At 60.7% G+C, this 13,577-nt stretch carries 12 protein-coding genes; 3 read left to right on the top strand and 9 right to left on the bottom strand.

The window, feature by feature from the left end; all coding sequences use genetic code 11:
* Positions 1-53 precede the first annotated feature (53 nt).
* The 7 genes from PY308_RS00800 to PY308_RS00770 all read right to left on the bottom strand — a co-directional run bounded on the left by PY308_RS00800 (position 54) and on the right by PY308_RS00770 (position 7,739).
* Entirely contained in the window at positions 54-1,775 is a 1,722-nt protein-coding gene (locus tag PY308_RS00800) for an ABC transporter substrate-binding protein (RefSeq protein ID WP_275785497.1), read from the bottom strand.
* Positions 1,776-1,860: 85 nt separating this feature from the next.
* On the bottom strand, positions 1,861-2,142 hold the full coding sequence (locus PY308_RS00795; RefSeq protein ID WP_275785500.1) for a DUF2160 domain-containing protein: 282 nt from the start codon (positions 2,140-2,142) through the stop codon (positions 1,861-1,863).
* 13 nt (positions 2,143-2,155) lie between these two features.
* Entirely contained in the window at positions 2,156-3,079 is a 924-nt protein-coding gene (locus tag PY308_RS00790) for a carbohydrate ABC transporter permease (protein WP_275785502.1), read from the bottom strand.
* A 10-nt stretch (positions 3,080-3,089) separates the two neighbouring features.
* Positions 3,090-3,956 carry a carbohydrate ABC transporter permease gene (locus PY308_RS00785; protein WP_275785503.1) on the bottom strand — a complete coding sequence of 289 codons (867 nt, stop codon included), beginning with the start codon at positions 3,954-3,956 and terminating at the stop codon, positions 3,090-3,092.
* 4 nt (positions 3,957-3,960) lie between these two features.
* Positions 3,961-5,031: an ABC transporter ATP-binding protein gene (locus PY308_RS00780; RefSeq protein ID WP_275785506.1), complete on the bottom strand. Its 1,071-nt coding sequence runs from the start codon at positions 5,029-5,031 to the stop codon at positions 3,961-3,963.
* Positions 5,032-5,040: 9 nt separating this feature from the next.
* The gene (locus PY308_RS00775; RefSeq protein WP_275785508.1) at positions 5,041-6,123 is read right to left on the bottom strand and encodes an ABC transporter ATP-binding protein; all 1,083 of its coding nucleotides are present in this window, start codon (positions 6,121-6,123) and stop codon (positions 5,041-5,043) included.
* Positions 6,124-6,170: 47 nt separating this feature from the next.
* Entirely contained in the window at positions 6,171-7,739 is a 1,569-nt protein-coding gene (locus PY308_RS00770; RefSeq protein ID WP_275786937.1) for an FGGY-family carbohydrate kinase, read from the bottom strand.
* 268 nt (positions 7,740-8,007) lie between these two features.
* Here PY308_RS00770 and PY308_RS00765 point away from each other — a divergent pair, with 268 nt between their 5' ends.
* The 3 genes from PY308_RS00765 to lipA all read left to right on the top strand — a co-directional run bounded on the left by PY308_RS00765 (position 8,008) and on the right by lipA (position 11,558).
* Positions 8,008-9,720: a glycerol-3-phosphate dehydrogenase/oxidase gene (locus PY308_RS00765; RefSeq protein ID WP_275786934.1), complete on the top strand. Its 1,713-nt coding sequence runs from the start codon at positions 8,008-8,010 to the stop codon at positions 9,718-9,720.
* A 69-nt stretch (positions 9,721-9,789) separates the two neighbouring features.
* Positions 9,790-10,551 (top strand): triose-phosphate isomerase, encoded by a 762-nt coding sequence (tpiA, locus tag PY308_RS00760; RefSeq protein ID WP_275786930.1) that lies wholly within the window; start codon positions 9,790-9,792, stop codon positions 10,549-10,551.
* A 29-nt stretch (positions 10,552-10,580) separates the two neighbouring features.
* Positions 10,581-11,558: a lipoyl synthase gene (gene lipA, locus PY308_RS00755; RefSeq protein WP_275786928.1), complete on the top strand. Its 978-nt coding sequence runs from the start codon at positions 10,581-10,583 to the stop codon at positions 11,556-11,558.
* A 227-nt stretch (positions 11,559-11,785) separates the two neighbouring features.
* Here lipA and PY308_RS00750 read toward each other — a convergent pair whose 3' ends face one another.
* On the bottom strand, positions 11,786-12,715 hold the full coding sequence (locus PY308_RS00750; protein ID WP_275786925.1) for an electron transfer flavoprotein subunit alpha/FixB family protein: 930 nt from the start codon (positions 12,713-12,715) through the stop codon (positions 11,786-11,788).
* 23 nt (positions 12,716-12,738) lie between these two features.
* A complete protein-coding gene (locus PY308_RS00745; RefSeq protein ID WP_275786922.1) occupies positions 12,739-13,488 on the bottom strand; it encodes an electron transfer flavoprotein subunit beta/FixA family protein in 750 nt (249 codons plus the stop codon).
* Between the last annotated feature and the right edge of the window lie 89 nt (positions 13,489-13,577).

The raw sequence follows: 13,577 nt of genomic DNA, 5'->3' as shown, positions 1-13,577 counted from the left end.
AGGATGACCTCCGGGCGTTTTGGTTCTTGCAATCACCATGTCAGTTTCGGTGCTTATTTCTGCCAGCTCTTGACCAATTCGTCGTAGTTTACGGTTATTGGCTTTTCCTTTTCGTTTTCGATCTTGAGCTGAGGGGCGAGGTTTCCGGCTTTGACGGCTTGCGCGTTCCAGTAGGCCAGATCGTGTTCTTCAGCGAGTTTGGGGCCGATATCGCCCTGGATGCCGGACCGTTCGAGGCGGCCCAGCACCTTTTCCTGTTCGGCGCACAGCGAATCCATGGCTTCCTGCGCGGTCTTTGCACCCGAGGATGCGTCGCCGATCGCCTGCCACCAGAGCTGTGCCAGCTTCGGATAGTCGGGAATGTTGGTCCCGGTCGGCGACCATTGCACGCGGGCCGGCGAACGGTAGAACTCGATCAGTCCGCCCAGTTTGGGCGCACGGTCCGTGAAGGACTTGTGCTGGATCGTGCTTTCGCGGATGAGCGTCAGGCCAACCTGGCTTTTCTTGACGTCAACCGTCTTGGACGAGACGAATTGCGCATAGAGCCATGCGGCCTTGGCGCGATCTTCCGGTGTCGATTTCAGCAGCGTCCACGAGCCGACGTCCTGATAGCCGAGCTTCATGCCGTCTTTCCAGTAGACGCCATGCGGGCTCGGAGCAAAACGCCATTTCGGCGTCCCGTCCGCATTGACGACCGGCAAGCCTTCCTTGACGAAGTCGGCCGTGAAGGCCGTGTAGGTGAACATCTGCTGGGCGATATTGCCCTGGGCCGGAACCGGACCGGACTCGCCAAACGTCATGCCCTGGGCTTCCGGCGGTGCATAGGCCTTCAACCAGTCGAGGTACTTCTGGATCGAATAGACCGATGCCGGGCCGTTGGTGTCGCCGCCGCGGGCAACGCAGGATCCCACAGGCTGGGACTTCTCGTTGACCTTGACGCCCCATTCGTCCACAGGCAGGCCGTTCGGCAGGCCCTTGTCGCCGTTGCCGGCCATGGAAAGCCAGGCATCGGTGAAGCGCCAGCCGAGCGACGGGTCCTTCTTGCCATAGTCCATGTGGCCAAAAACCTTCTTGCCGTCGATTTCGCGGCCGGTGAAGAATTCGGCGATGTCCTCGTAGGCAGACCAGTTGACGGGAACGCCGAGATCGTAGCCGTACTTCGCCTTGAAGTCCGCCTTGTTCTTCTCGTCGTTGAACCAGTCATAGCGGAACCAGTAGAGGTTGGCGAACTGCTGGTCAGGGAGCTGGTAGAGATCGCCGTCCGGAGCCGTCGTAAACTTGGTGCCGATGAAGTCGGCGAGGTCGAGACCGGGATTGGTGACGTCCTTGCCTTCGTTGGCCATCCACTTGGTCAGCGAGCGGGCCTGCTGGTAGCGCCAATGGGTGCCGATCAGGTCGCTATCGTTGACATAGGCGTCGTAGATGTTCTCGCCCGACTGCATCTGCGTCTGCAGCTTTTCGACGACGTCGCCTTCGCCGATCAGGTCATGCGTGACCTTGATGCCGGTGATGGCGGTGAAGGCCGGCGCCAGCACCTTCGATTCATATTCATGCGTGGCGATGGTTTCCGAGACCACCTTGATGTCCATGCCGGCAAACGGCTTGGCAGCATCGATGAACCACTGCATTTCGGCTTCCTGGGCGGTGCGATCGAGGGTCGACAACTCGCCCACTTCCGCATCCAGGAAGGTTTTTGCTTCATCCATGCCCGCGAATGCGGTCCCGGTAAAGGCCAGCAGCATGGCCGCCGTCGATGTCAATAGATGCTGTCGCATATGTTCCTCCTCAGGTTTTTGCGATTTGCAATATCCGGATTGTCCAATGGTTCCTCCCCAGGGCAATCCGTCCGTACGTCCTGTCTCAGACCAGTTTGAAGACGCCGACGGCGTAGACAACTGACAGAGCAAGAGCCCACCACAGGTCAGGGCCGCCAAGCCCCAGCCATGCGAGATGAATGAAGGCCGAGCCCAGCAGCGACACGAAGAGCCGGTCGCCGCGCGTGGTCTCGAACCGCAGAATGCCGACACGCGGATTGCCGCCCGGCGATACATATTCCCAGATGCCCATGCCGATCAGCAGAGAAAGGATCGTCAGGAAAAAGAGCGCCGTCGGCAGCGTCCATGCCATCCACGAAAAGTCCATGCGACTGCCTCCCCTATACCCGGCCAAGGGCAAAGCCCTTGGCGATGTAGTTGCGCACGAAGTAGATCACCAGCGCGCCCGGAATGATCGTCAGCACACCGGCCGCCGCCAGCACGCCCCAGTCCATGCCCGATGCCGAGACCGTGCGGGTCATGATGGCAGCGATCGGCTTGGCGTCGGTGGTCGTCAGGGTGCGGGCGATCAGAAGCTCGACCCAGGAAAACATGAAGCAGAAGAAGGCCGCCACACCGATGCCCGATGCGATCAGGGGCACGTAGATCTTCACAAAGAAGCGCGGGAAGGAATACCCGTCGATATAGGCGGTTTCGTCGATTTCCTTCGGCACGCCCGACATGAAGCCCTCGAGGATCCAGACGGCCAGCGGTACGTTGAACAGGCAGTGCGCCAGCGCAACCGCGATATGCGTGTCGATCAGCCCGAAGGCCGAGTAGAGCTGGAAGAAGGGCAGCGCGAACACGGCCGGCGGCGCCATGCGGTTGGTGAGCAGCCAGAAGAACAGGTGCTTGTCGCCCAGAAACCGGTAACGCGAGAAAGCGTAAGCCGCCGGAAGCGCCACCGAAACCGAGATGATCGTGTTGAGAACGACATAGAGGATCGAGTTGATATAGCCCTTGTACCAGGACGGATCGGTGAAGATCACCATGTAATTGCGCAGCGTCGGCGTCTGCGGAAACAAGGAGACGCCGGACATGATCTCCGTATTGGTCTTGAAGCTCATGTTCACCAGCCAGTAGATCGGCAGCATCAGGAACACGATATAAAGCGTCGGCACGAGCCAGGCCAAGCCGGTTTTCGTGCGCCGTGCCGGCAATGGAAGCGTGCCGGGGCGGCGTTCCGCCACCTGCGTCATGCCCGTCCGTAGCGTGTCGGCGGCATCCGTCTGTGCGGTCGGGATGGCGCTTGCGTGGGTGTTCATCACGCTCTCCTCAGTTGGCGGCGTCGCTGCTGGTCATCACGGTGTAGAACACCCATGAGAGCAGCAGGACGATCAGGAAATAGATGAGGGACATGGCGGCGGCAGGTCCAAGGTCGAACTGGCCGACGGCGATCTTCACGAGATCGATCGACAAAAAGGTCGTGGCGGATCCCGGCCCGCCACCGGTGACGACGAAGGGCTCGGTATAGATCATGAAGCTGTCCATGAAGCGCAACAGCACGGCGATCAAGAGCACCCGCTTCAGCTTGGGAAGCTGGATATAGCGGAACACGGCCCAGCGCGACGCGCCGTCGATCTTGGCTGCCTGGTAGTAGCTGTCGGGGATCGAGACGAGACCGGCATAGGCCAGAAGCACCACAAGGCTCGTCCAGTGCCAGACATCCATGACGACGACGGTGATCCAGGCATGCAGCGGATCGGAGGCATAGTTGAACGGAATGCCCAGGCGCGCCAGGCTGTAGCCGACAAGGCCGATATCCGCCCTGCTCAGCAACTGCCAGATCGTGCCGACCACATTCCACGGGATCAGCAGCGGCAAGGCCATGAAGACGAGACAGAAGGGGACGCCCAGCCCCTTCTTCGGCATGTTGAGCGCAATGAAGATGCCAAGCGGGATCTCGATGGCCAGGATGATGCCGGAAAAGAACAGGTTGCGCTGCAGGGCATCCCAGAACCGTGCGGAGTCGAGCACCTCCGTGAACCATTCCGTGCCGGCCCAGAAGAATTCATTGTTGCCGAACGTGTCCTGTACCGAATAGTTGACCACCGTCATCAGCGGGATCACGGCGGAGAAAGCGACCAGCACCAGCACCGGCAGCACCATCAACCAGGCCTTGTTGTTCCAGGTCTTATGCATGTCTTCAGCCCTCCGCGCCGACGCGCCAGCTATCGGCGTAGATGTTGATGGCCGCCGGATCGAAGGTAATCTTCGGTTCCGCCGGGATTTCCCCGTCCTCATGCAAAACGATGGCCATCGGCCGCCCGCCGAACTGCGCCCGCACGATCTTCTGGCGGCCGATATCCTCGACCTTGGAAATCGTCACCGGCATGCCCTCTCGCCCGAGCTTCACGAATTCCGGGCGAATGCCGAGTTCCGTCCTGGCGCCCGGCGCCACCTGCGGCGCGAAGGACAGATCGATCGTCTGGCCCTCAAGATCGACCGTGGAGCCCTCGATTTTCGCCGGCAAAAAGTTCATGCCCGGCGAACCGATGAAGTATCCCACGAACGTGTGCTTCGGCTTTTCGAACAGTTCCGCCGGCGTGCCGATCTGGACGATCTCGCCGTCATACATGACCACGACCTTGTCGGCGAAGGTCAGCGCTTCCGTCTGGTCGTGGGTAACGTAGACCATGGTGAAGCCGAACTGCTTGTGCAGCCGCTTCAATTGCGAGCGCAGCACCCATTTCATATGCGGATCGATCACGGTCAAAGGCTCGTCGAACAGGATGGCGCTGACATCCGAGCGCACCAGGCCGCGGCCGAGCGAGATCTTCTGCTTCTGGTCGGCGGTCAGCCCTTGCGCCTTTTTCTTTGCCCAGTCGGACAGGCCGATCATCTCGATGATTTCTCGCACACGGCGATCGACCTCGGGTTCGGAAACCTTCCGGTTGCGCAGCGGAAAAGCCAGATTGTCGTAGACCGTCATCGTGTCGTAGATCACCGGGAACTGGAACACCTGCGCGATGTTGCGTTCCTGGGTCGACAGGTTGGTCACATCCTTGCCGTCGAACAGGATCCTGCCTTCGGACGGCTGCACCAGCCCGGAAATGATGTTGAGCAGCGTGGTCTTGCCGCAGCCCGACGGACCCAGCAGCGCATAGGCGCCGCCATCGTTCCACTCATGGTGGACTTCCTTCAATGCGTAGTCACCAGGAGCCGACAGGCGAAGGCCGTAGGCGTGGCGGATATGATCGAGATTGATGCGTGCCATGATCTGTCCTCACGCCGCTTTCCGGCTGTCGCCGGAAATCGCCCTGCCATCCGCGCCGAAGGCCATCAGATGCCGGGTATCGACAAACAGGCCGACATCGGTATCGGCGTCGATATCGTGAATGCCATGTACCAGCATCACCCAGCGGTGGTCTCCAAAGGCCACGTGGATGAAACTTTCGGAACCGGCAATTTCCGAAATGATGATCCGGGCAGGCAGGACCGCCGCCGTCTCGTGCGGACGCCGGACCGAAAGGTGGTGCGGATGGAAGGCCAGCGTGCACGGGCCGTCCGGCAGGGCGGCAAGATGCTGCGGCACCGGCAGCACGGGTGCGCCGTTGCGCTGGAAGGCGGCGCCGGCTTTCGTGAGGTCGATCGTGTTCAGCGGCGGATCGGCAAAGGTTTTTGCCGTGACCAGATCATGCGGCCGGCGGTAGACGTTGATCGTCTGACCGAACTGGCTGATCCGGCCTTCGCTCATGGTTGCGGTGTTGCCGCCCAGCAGCAGGGCTTCCTGCGCTTCGGTGGTCGCGTAGACGAAGATCGATCCGGAGGCGGCAAACAGCTTGGGCAGTTCTTCCCGCAGTTCCTCGCGCAGCTTGTAATCCAGGTTGGCAAGGGGCTCGTCCAGCAGAACGAGACTGGCGTTCTTGACGATGGCGCGGGCAAGGGCCGTGCGCTGCTGCTGGCCGCCGGACAGATTGAGCGGCATGCGATCGAGAAACGGCGTCAGCCGCATCAGGTCGGCCGCCTTGCGCACCTCCCGGTCGATCGTCGCCTTGTCCCTGCCGGCGATCCGCATCGGCGAGGCGATGTTCTCATAGACCGTCATCGCCGGATAGTTGATGAACTGCTGGTACACCATCGCAACGCCGCGATCCTGCACCCGCAGGCCGGTCACATCCTTGCCGTCAAAGACAATCGTGCCCGTCGTCGGCTTGTCAAGCCCCGCCATCAGCCGCATCAGCGACGTCTTGCCCGACAGCGTCGGCCCAAGCAGCACATTCAGCGAACCCCGCTCAAGCGTCAGATCAGTCGGATGGATATGCGTATCCGCACCAACAACCTTCGTTATGTTCTTCAATTCAAGCATGGGCCGCAACACCTTCTCTGAGCATCGTCCGTTTCCTGCAAGTCACGTCAGACTGCCAGCGCCTGCTGCAATCCGCTGTTCTCATAGGATGAATCCTCGCAGTCCTGGGATTGCGACCAGAGGGGTGCCACGACGTCGATAGCGGCGCGATAGATGTTGTATTTTGCCGTGAGAACCTTCGCCCTGACCGGGTCAGGCTCGAACCTCTGATCGACATGGACCATGGCGGCGATTGCAGTGGGAATATCGGCATAAATGCCGGTTGCGACCGATGCGCAGATCGCCGCACCCTTCGCCCCGAACTCCGTTCCGTTGGCAATCTCGATGGGAAGTCCAAGGCCATCTGCGAACATCTGCGCCCAGACAGCGCTTTTCGACGGTCCACCGGCCAGACGGATGACCTTGGGATCGGCGGCATCGGGTCCATCCAGCAGGTAGGACATGTCCTGGCGATGGGCAAAGACAACACCTTCGTAGACGGCACGGATGATGTCGGCGAGCGATACGCCCGCTTTGAGCCCGAGAAAACCGGCAGGGGCGCCCTGCGGGCCATCATACAGGAACGGGAAGAAGAGAATGCTGTTGCTGCGCGTCAGCGCTCCGGCCACCAGATCGTTGCAGATGTCGTAAACGCTGCGTCCCTCGAGCAGGGCCTGATGCGCTTCGGCCGACAGCATGGTCTTGCAAAGCCACTCCAGATTGCTGGCCGAGGTCGGCGTCGCGGTGGTCGCCAGAAATTGCCCGGCGACAGGATAGGGAGTCTGAATCGTCGGCAGGGGGTTGTGAGACGGCGTGCTGTGCACGGTCGAATGAATGCTGAAAGTGCCAGCGACGGCGGCCAGTTGATCCGGCCGCTCGACCCCCGATGCCATCGAGCAACCGACGACATCATAGACGCCACGCACGACAGGCGTCCCAGCGCGCAGGCCCGTCTGGCTGGCGGCCTTTTCGCTGACGCCACCGACGATCGCGACGCTCGGGCCGATCGGCGGAAGCTTGTCCAACCATGCTGTTATTCCCGCTTCGTGAAACGCTTCGCGTGAAATCTCCGTCCGCGTGACGTTGATGATGCCGGAACAGCCGGCATCCGTTGGATCGGTCGAGATGTCGCCGCAGAGACGCATGCGCAGAAAATCCTTGCATGCCATGACATGCGCCGTACGGCGCAGCGTGTCCGGCTCGTTTTCCTGCATCCAGGCCAGGATCGGCAGGGTCTGACCCGGCCATATCTGCTGTTCGATGTGCCTTGAAACCGCAGCGGCACGACCCGAGGCGGTCCAGCGCGCAATCAGCGGAATGGTGCGCGTATCGGTCGAGACCAGGGCGTTTCGAACGGGCACACCGTCCTTGTCGATCAAATAGACGCCACCGCCATAGCCCGAAGGGGTCACGGCAATGATATCGGCCGGATCTGTAGCGGTCTTTTTGAGCAGGATGCCGATACACTCGCACGCGGCGCGCCACATGCTGTCGGCATCGCGCTCGGTCCAGCCCTCGTGCGGCAACAGCATGACGTTTGTCCGCCGTTCGCTGCCGACCTCATTTCCGTTCAGGTCAAACAGGACGACTTTCGTCATCGTTCCACCGGCGTCAATGCCTATAAGGCGCTCGCGCATGGTTCCTCCTCCAGGCCGGTGCGCACTGTCTCCACTCAGCGCGCTGGGAAAGGCTTCCTGTCCGGCATTTTCCTCTGAAGCTAAGGCTATTGGACTAGGGAAAATTGTCAATCAGATTTGTAAGAAAATTTTATACACACATAAATAACTGAAAAATATTGATAATTATTATATCTTCTTTTTGAAGTTTCTTTATGTCTCTTCCAAAAGTAATAAACTGTCATTATGGGGAGTAGCCAGGAATAGTTTGGCAAGCATGGAGAGGGTGATGCGCAATCGCAACGAGGTTCTGCAGCAGCTCAGGACGATATCCGGGGACGGCAGCGCGCCCATCCTGATCGTCGGCGGCGGGATCAATGGCATTGGTCTCTATAGAGATCTGGCCCTGCAGAACGTTCCAACGATCCTGATCGACAAAAGCGATTTTTCATCGGGAACCAGTGCTGCGCCATCGCGCCTGATCCACGGTGGGCTGCGCTATCTCGAAACCGGTGAATTCGAACTGGTGCGCGAGTCGGTGATCGAGCGCAACCATCTGATCCGAAATGCGCCGCATCTCGTCAAGCCGATCCCGGTCTGGGTTCCGGCCTTCAGCTGGTTCGGTGGCATGCTTTCCGCCGGTCTGCGGTTCCTGAAGCTGAAGAAGACACCCGGCGCAAAAGGTATTCTTGTCGTCAAACTGGGCCTCGTCTTTTTCGACCGGTTCGGCCGCAAGAACCAGATGATGCCGACACACCGGCTGATGTCACGCAGCGAAAGCAAGCGCCGGATGCCGGGGCTCTCCGACAAGGTCTGCGCGGTCGCCGAATATTACGACGCGCGCCTTGTTCATCCCGAGCGCCTGGTTCTTGAATTGGTGAAGGATGCAGAACGCGATTGTCCGCAATCGATCGCCCTTCCCTATCTGTCCCTGGACGGAACAGATGGCGATCAGGTGCGCTTGAAGGATGAAATCAGCGGGGAGACGTTCACGCTGAAGCCACAGCTCGTGATCAATTGTGCAGGTGCCTGGGCCGACGAGGTCGATCGCCGGCTTCATATCGAAAAACGCCTGATCGGCGGGACACGCGGGTCGCACCTCATCATGCGCCGGCCCGATCTCGCCCGCCAACTCGGCGATGGCATGCTGTATTTCGAAACGCGGGATTTCCGCGCCTGCCTCGTCTATGCGCTCGACACGGACAATATTCTTCTCGGCACGACCGATATCCGCGTCAACGATCCGGACGGCGCACGGTGCTCCGACGCGGAAATCGACTACCTGTTCGATGTTCTCGAACAGGTCCTGCCAGGCGCCAAGGCGCGCAAGGAGGAAATCGTGTTCGCCTATGCCGGCATTCGCCCTCTGCCGTGGAGCGGTGATGCGACGACGGGATCGATCAGCCGCGATCACGCCCTTCATGAATTCGAACCGGAGACGAACCGCACCTTTCCTGTTCTAACTCTGGTGGGCGGTAAATGGACGACATACCGGGCCTGTGCGGAGCAGATTTGCGATGCGGTTCTGAAACGAATCGGTATGCGAAGAACCGGAAGCACCCTGTCGCAACCCATTGGTGGCGGACGAAATCTGGCAACGGACCCGGAGGGGCATGACCGGGCAATCGACGGGATTGCCACGGCATCCGGGCTGGAGCCGGCAGTGGCCGCGATCCTTTATCGCCGTTATGGAAGCCAGGCACGCCACGTGGCCGCCATGATGGCCGAGGGGGACGGCAAACCGGTTGGTGGCGATGGACTGTATTACAAGAACGAAATCCGCTGGATGCTGCAGACCGAGCGGGTAACACGGCTTGCCGACATCATTCTGCGCAGAACGCTTCTTCCCTTCGAGAATGCGATCACGCCGGCGGCACTTGCCGGCATCGCCGCGATTGCCGCAGGTGAACTGGGCTGGGACGATCTGCGGTTGGCGGATGAGATCGCTCACACCACATCCCTTCTGACCCGCCACCACAGGGTGACCTCACTCGCGCCGTAACGGCAGCATTCCACAAACATACAGCGCCCTCATCAACAGGGCACGCCGAAGGCAGAAGGGACGACCGATATGACACCGGGGAGCAAGCCGCTGATTGCCGGCAACTGGAAAATGAATGGTCTGCGGGCATCTCTCGATACACTGACGGCGATTGCAGCGGGTGTTTCCGCCTTTGCCGGCAAGACCGATACGCTGATCTGCCCGCCAGCGACCCTGCTCCATGAAGCAGCAACGCTCTGCGCCGGAACGGACCTGCGGATCGGCGCACAGGATTGCCATACTTCCTCCTCCGGCGCCTATACGGGAGAAACCTCGGCGGAGATGATCGCGGATGGTGGCGGCACATTCGTCATCGTTGGCCACTCGGAGCGCCGCACCCTTCAAAAGGAGACGGACGCACTCGTCTGCAGGAAGGCCCAGGCGGCGCATGCAGCCGGATTGATCGCGATCATATGCATCGGCGAGACGGAAGCCGAGCGGGAAACCGGAGAGACACTGAACGTCCTTGGGCGCCAGCTCGCCGGTTCGGTTCCGGATGGGGGCACCGCTGCCAATACCGTGATTGCATATGAGCCCGTCTGGGCGATCGGCACCGGACGGACGCCCACGATTGCCGATATCTTTGAGGCGCATGCCTTCATGCGCACCCAACTCGTCACCCGCTTCGGCAAGGAAGAGCAAACAATGCGCCTGCTTTACGGCGGCTCGGTCAAGGCATCCAACGCGGCCGAACTCATGGCCATCGACAATGTCGATGGCGCACTGATTGGCGGCGCAAGTTTGAAAGCAGCCGACTTTCTGGCAATCGCCGGAATATATGACACGCTCTGAGCCCGGACGGCGCAAGGAAGAACGACATCATGGTCACCATTCTCGACAAGACCTATCCCGCTGACGCGCCAGCCCGTCTGCGCCATCCGGAAAAAGCCCATAGACCCGATACGCAACTGCTGGCAAAGCCTGACTGGATCCGCGTCCGAGCCTCGATGTCACCCGGCTACATGGAAACCCGGTCAATCGTGAAGGAGCACAAGCTCGTCACGGTCTGCGAGGAGGCCGGCTGCCCGAATATCGGCGAGTGCTGGGACAAGAAGCACGCGACCTTCATGATCATGGGCGAGATCTGTACCCGCGCCTGCGCTTTCTGCAATGTCGCCACGGGCAAGCCGAACGCGCTCGACATGGCCGAGCCGGAAAACGTCGCCAAGGCCGTCAAGCAGATGGGCCTGTCCCACGTCGTGATCACCTCCGTCGACCGCGACGACCTGGCCGATGGCGGCGCCGAGCATTTCGAAAAGGTGATCCGGGCGATCCGTGCCGCGTCGCCGCTGACGACTATCGAGATCCTGACACCGGACTTTTTGAAGAAGCCCGGTGCGCTGGAGCGTGTCGTCGCCGCCAAGCCCGACGTCTTCAACCACAATATGGAAACCGTACCCGGCAATTATCTGACGGTTCGCCCAGGTGCACGCTATTTCCACTCGGTCCGGCTGTTGCAGCGGGTCAAGGAACTCGATCCGACGATGTTCACCAAGTCCGGCATCATGGTGGGCCTCGGCGAAGAGCGCAACGAAGTGCTGCAGCTGATGGACGACCTGCGCACCGCCGATGTCGATTTCCTGACGATCGGCCAGTACCTGCAGCCGACCCGCAAGCATCACCAGGTCATGAGCTTCGTGACGCCGGAGGAGTTCAAGTCCTACGAGACCGTCGCCTACACCAAGGGCTTCCTGATGGTCGCCTCCAGCCCGCTCACCCGCTCGTCCCACCATGCCGGCGACGATTTTGCGCGGCTCCGGACGGCGCGGGAAAGGAAGATGCTCTCGGCAGAGGCGTAGATTGAGTTTTACCCGTTTGCCTGTTCGGGGATTCTGATCAAGGTGCTGACTGGTGCAAGGGCACTGCGTTTTCAGTCGGCGAGTGCAAACCGCTGTCGGTCCCGGCCGTGTGCTTGAGCTGATCCTTCACAAATGCTTCGCTAAAGCGTCCGATGGTGCCGTTGGAGTGGCGTCTCGTCATCGGGGTATTTGGAAGCCGAGCATGGAAAGATACAGCGCTTCGCGCATTATAGTGTCTGTTCAAGTTCCGGCAGGATTGTGAAGAGATCCGCAACAAGGCCGTAGTCGGCGACCTGGAAGATCGGGGCTTCCTCGTCCTTGTTGATGGCGACGATGACCTTCGAATCCTTCATGCCGGCGAGGTGCTGGATGGCGCCGGAAATGCCGCAGGCGATGTAGAGCTGCGGAGCGACGACCTTGCCGGTCTGGCCGACCTGCCAGTCGTTCGGCGCGTAGCCCGCGTCGACGGCGGCACGGCTTGCACCGACGGCGGCGCCCAGTTCGTCGGCTACCGGCAGAATGATCTCCTGGAACTTCTCCGAGGAGCCCAAAGCGCGGCCTCCGGAAATGATGATTTTCGCCGAGGTCAGTTCCGGACGATCCGACGAGGAGAGCGCGTCGGAAACATGCGACGACAGGGCCGGGTCGGCTACGGCCGCGATTGTCTCGACAGTTGCCGAGCCGCCGTCCGCCGCCGAAGCAAACGAAGCCGTGCGCACGGTGATCACCTTTTTCGCATCGCTCGACTGGACCGTCTGGACGGCGTTACCGGCATAGATCGGGCGCTTGAACGTGTCGGCCGAGACAACTTCGGTGATTTCCGAGATCTGCGCGACATCCAGCAGGGCAGCGACGCGCGGCGCGACGTTCTTGCCGACCGAGGTTGCCGCCGTGATGATCGTGTCGTAGCTGTCGGCGAGCGAGACAATGAGAGCTGCCAAGGGCTCGGCGAGGTTGTTGGCGAGCGAGGCGTCGTCGGCAAGCAGGACCTTGGATACGCCGGCGAGTTTCGCCGCAGCATCCGCTGCAGGCTGTGCGCCGGAACCGGCGACCAGCACATGCACGTCGCCACCGATCTTTGCGGCGGCCGTCAGCGCCCTGGCGGTCTGGTCGGACAGGGTTTCGTTGTCGTGATCAGCCAGAAGAAGAATGGCCATGGTATAGTCTCCCTTTTCTAGAATTAGAGCACGCCGGCTTCGGTCTTGAGCTTCTCGACGAGTTCGGCGACGGACTTGACCTTCACACCGGCCTTGCGGCCTTCCGGTTCCTCGGTCTTCAGAACCTTGAGGCGAGCCGTCGTGTCGACGCCGAAATCGGCCGGGGTCTTCTTGTCGAGCGGCTTTTTCTTTGCCTTCATGATGTTAGGCAGCGAGGCGTAGCGTGGCTCATTCAGCCGCAGGTCGGTGGTGACGACCGCCGGCAGCTTGATCTCGATGGTCTGCAGACCGCCGTCGACTTCGCGCGTGACCTGTGCCTTGCCGTCACCGATCTCGACCTTGGACGCAAATGTGCCCTGCGCCCAGCCGAGCAGGGCCGAGAGCATCTGGCCGGTCTGGTTCGAATCGTCGTCGATCGCCTGCTTGCCGACGATGATCTGGCCCGGCTGTTCGGCTTCCGCCACGCCCTTGATGATCTTGGCGACGGCGAGCGGCTCGACCAGATCGTCGGTTTCGACCAGGATCGCGCGGTCAGCACCCATGGCCAGCGCCGTGCGCAGGGTTTCCTCGGCCTTGGCCGGACCCACGGACACCACAACGACTTCCGAAGCCTTGCCGGCTTCCTTGAGGCGCAGCGCTTCCTCGACGGAGATTTCGTCGAAGGGATTCATCGACATCTTCACATTGGCGAGTTCGACGCCGGAACCATCCGGCTTGACGCGGATCTTCACGTTGTAATCGACGACCCGCTTTATGGGCACGAGTATTCTCATTCATATCTCCTATATCCTGCAATTCATGCCCTGATGCCGCCCGAGGCACGTCGGTGGAGTACGCCGTTGGATCCAATCATTTCAGGGTG

Source organism: Pararhizobium gei (genome assembly GCF_029223885.1).
Taxonomy (GTDB): domain Bacteria; phylum Pseudomonadota; class Alphaproteobacteria; order Rhizobiales; family Rhizobiaceae; genus Pararhizobium; species Pararhizobium gei.
This window is presented reverse-complemented; position numbering and strand designations above follow the sequence as displayed.

Excerpts from the sequence above, each read along its gene's own strand:
- PY308_RS00785 (WP_275785503.1), bottom strand. The coding sequence starts at position 3,956 with ATGCATAAGACCTGGAACAACAAGGCCTGGTTGATGGTGCTGCCGGTG.
- PY308_RS00765 (WP_275786934.1), top strand. The coding sequence starts at position 8,008 with ATGCGCAATCGCAACGAGGTTCTGCAGCAGCTCAGGACGATATCCGGG.
- PY308_RS00775 (WP_275785508.1), bottom strand. The coding sequence starts at position 6,123 with ATGCTTGAATTGAAGAACATAACGAAGGTTGTTGGTGCGGATACGCAT.
- PY308_RS00745 (WP_275786922.1), bottom strand. The coding sequence starts at position 13,488 with ATGAGAATACTCGTGCCCATAAAGCGGGTCGTCGATTACAACGTGAAG.
- PY308_RS00790 (WP_275785502.1), bottom strand. The coding sequence starts at position 3,079 with ATGAACACCCACGCAAGCGCCATCCCGACCGCACAGACGGATGCCGCC.
- PY308_RS00750 (WP_275786925.1), bottom strand. The coding sequence starts at position 12,715 with ATGGCCATTCTTCTTCTGGCTGATCACGACAACGAAACCCTGTCCGAC.
- PY308_RS00770 (WP_275786937.1), bottom strand. The coding sequence starts at position 7,739 with ATGCGCGAGCGCCTTATAGGCATTGACGCCGGTGGAACGATGACGAAA.
- PY308_RS00800 (WP_275785497.1), bottom strand. The coding sequence starts at position 1,775 with ATGCGACAGCATCTATTGACATCGACGGCGGCCATGCTGCTGGCCTTT.
- tpiA (WP_275786930.1), top strand. The coding sequence starts at position 9,790 with ATGACACCGGGGAGCAAGCCGCTGATTGCCGGCAACTGGAAAATGAAT.
- PY308_RS00795 (WP_275785500.1), bottom strand. The coding sequence starts at position 2,142 with ATGGACTTTTCGTGGATGGCATGGACGCTGCCGACGGCGCTCTTTTTC.
- PY308_RS00780 (WP_275785506.1), bottom strand. The coding sequence starts at position 5,031 with ATGGCACGCATCAATCTCGATCATATCCGCCACGCCTACGGCCTTCGC.
- lipA (WP_275786928.1), top strand. The coding sequence starts at position 10,581 with ATGGTCACCATTCTCGACAAGACCTATCCCGCTGACGCGCCAGCCCGT.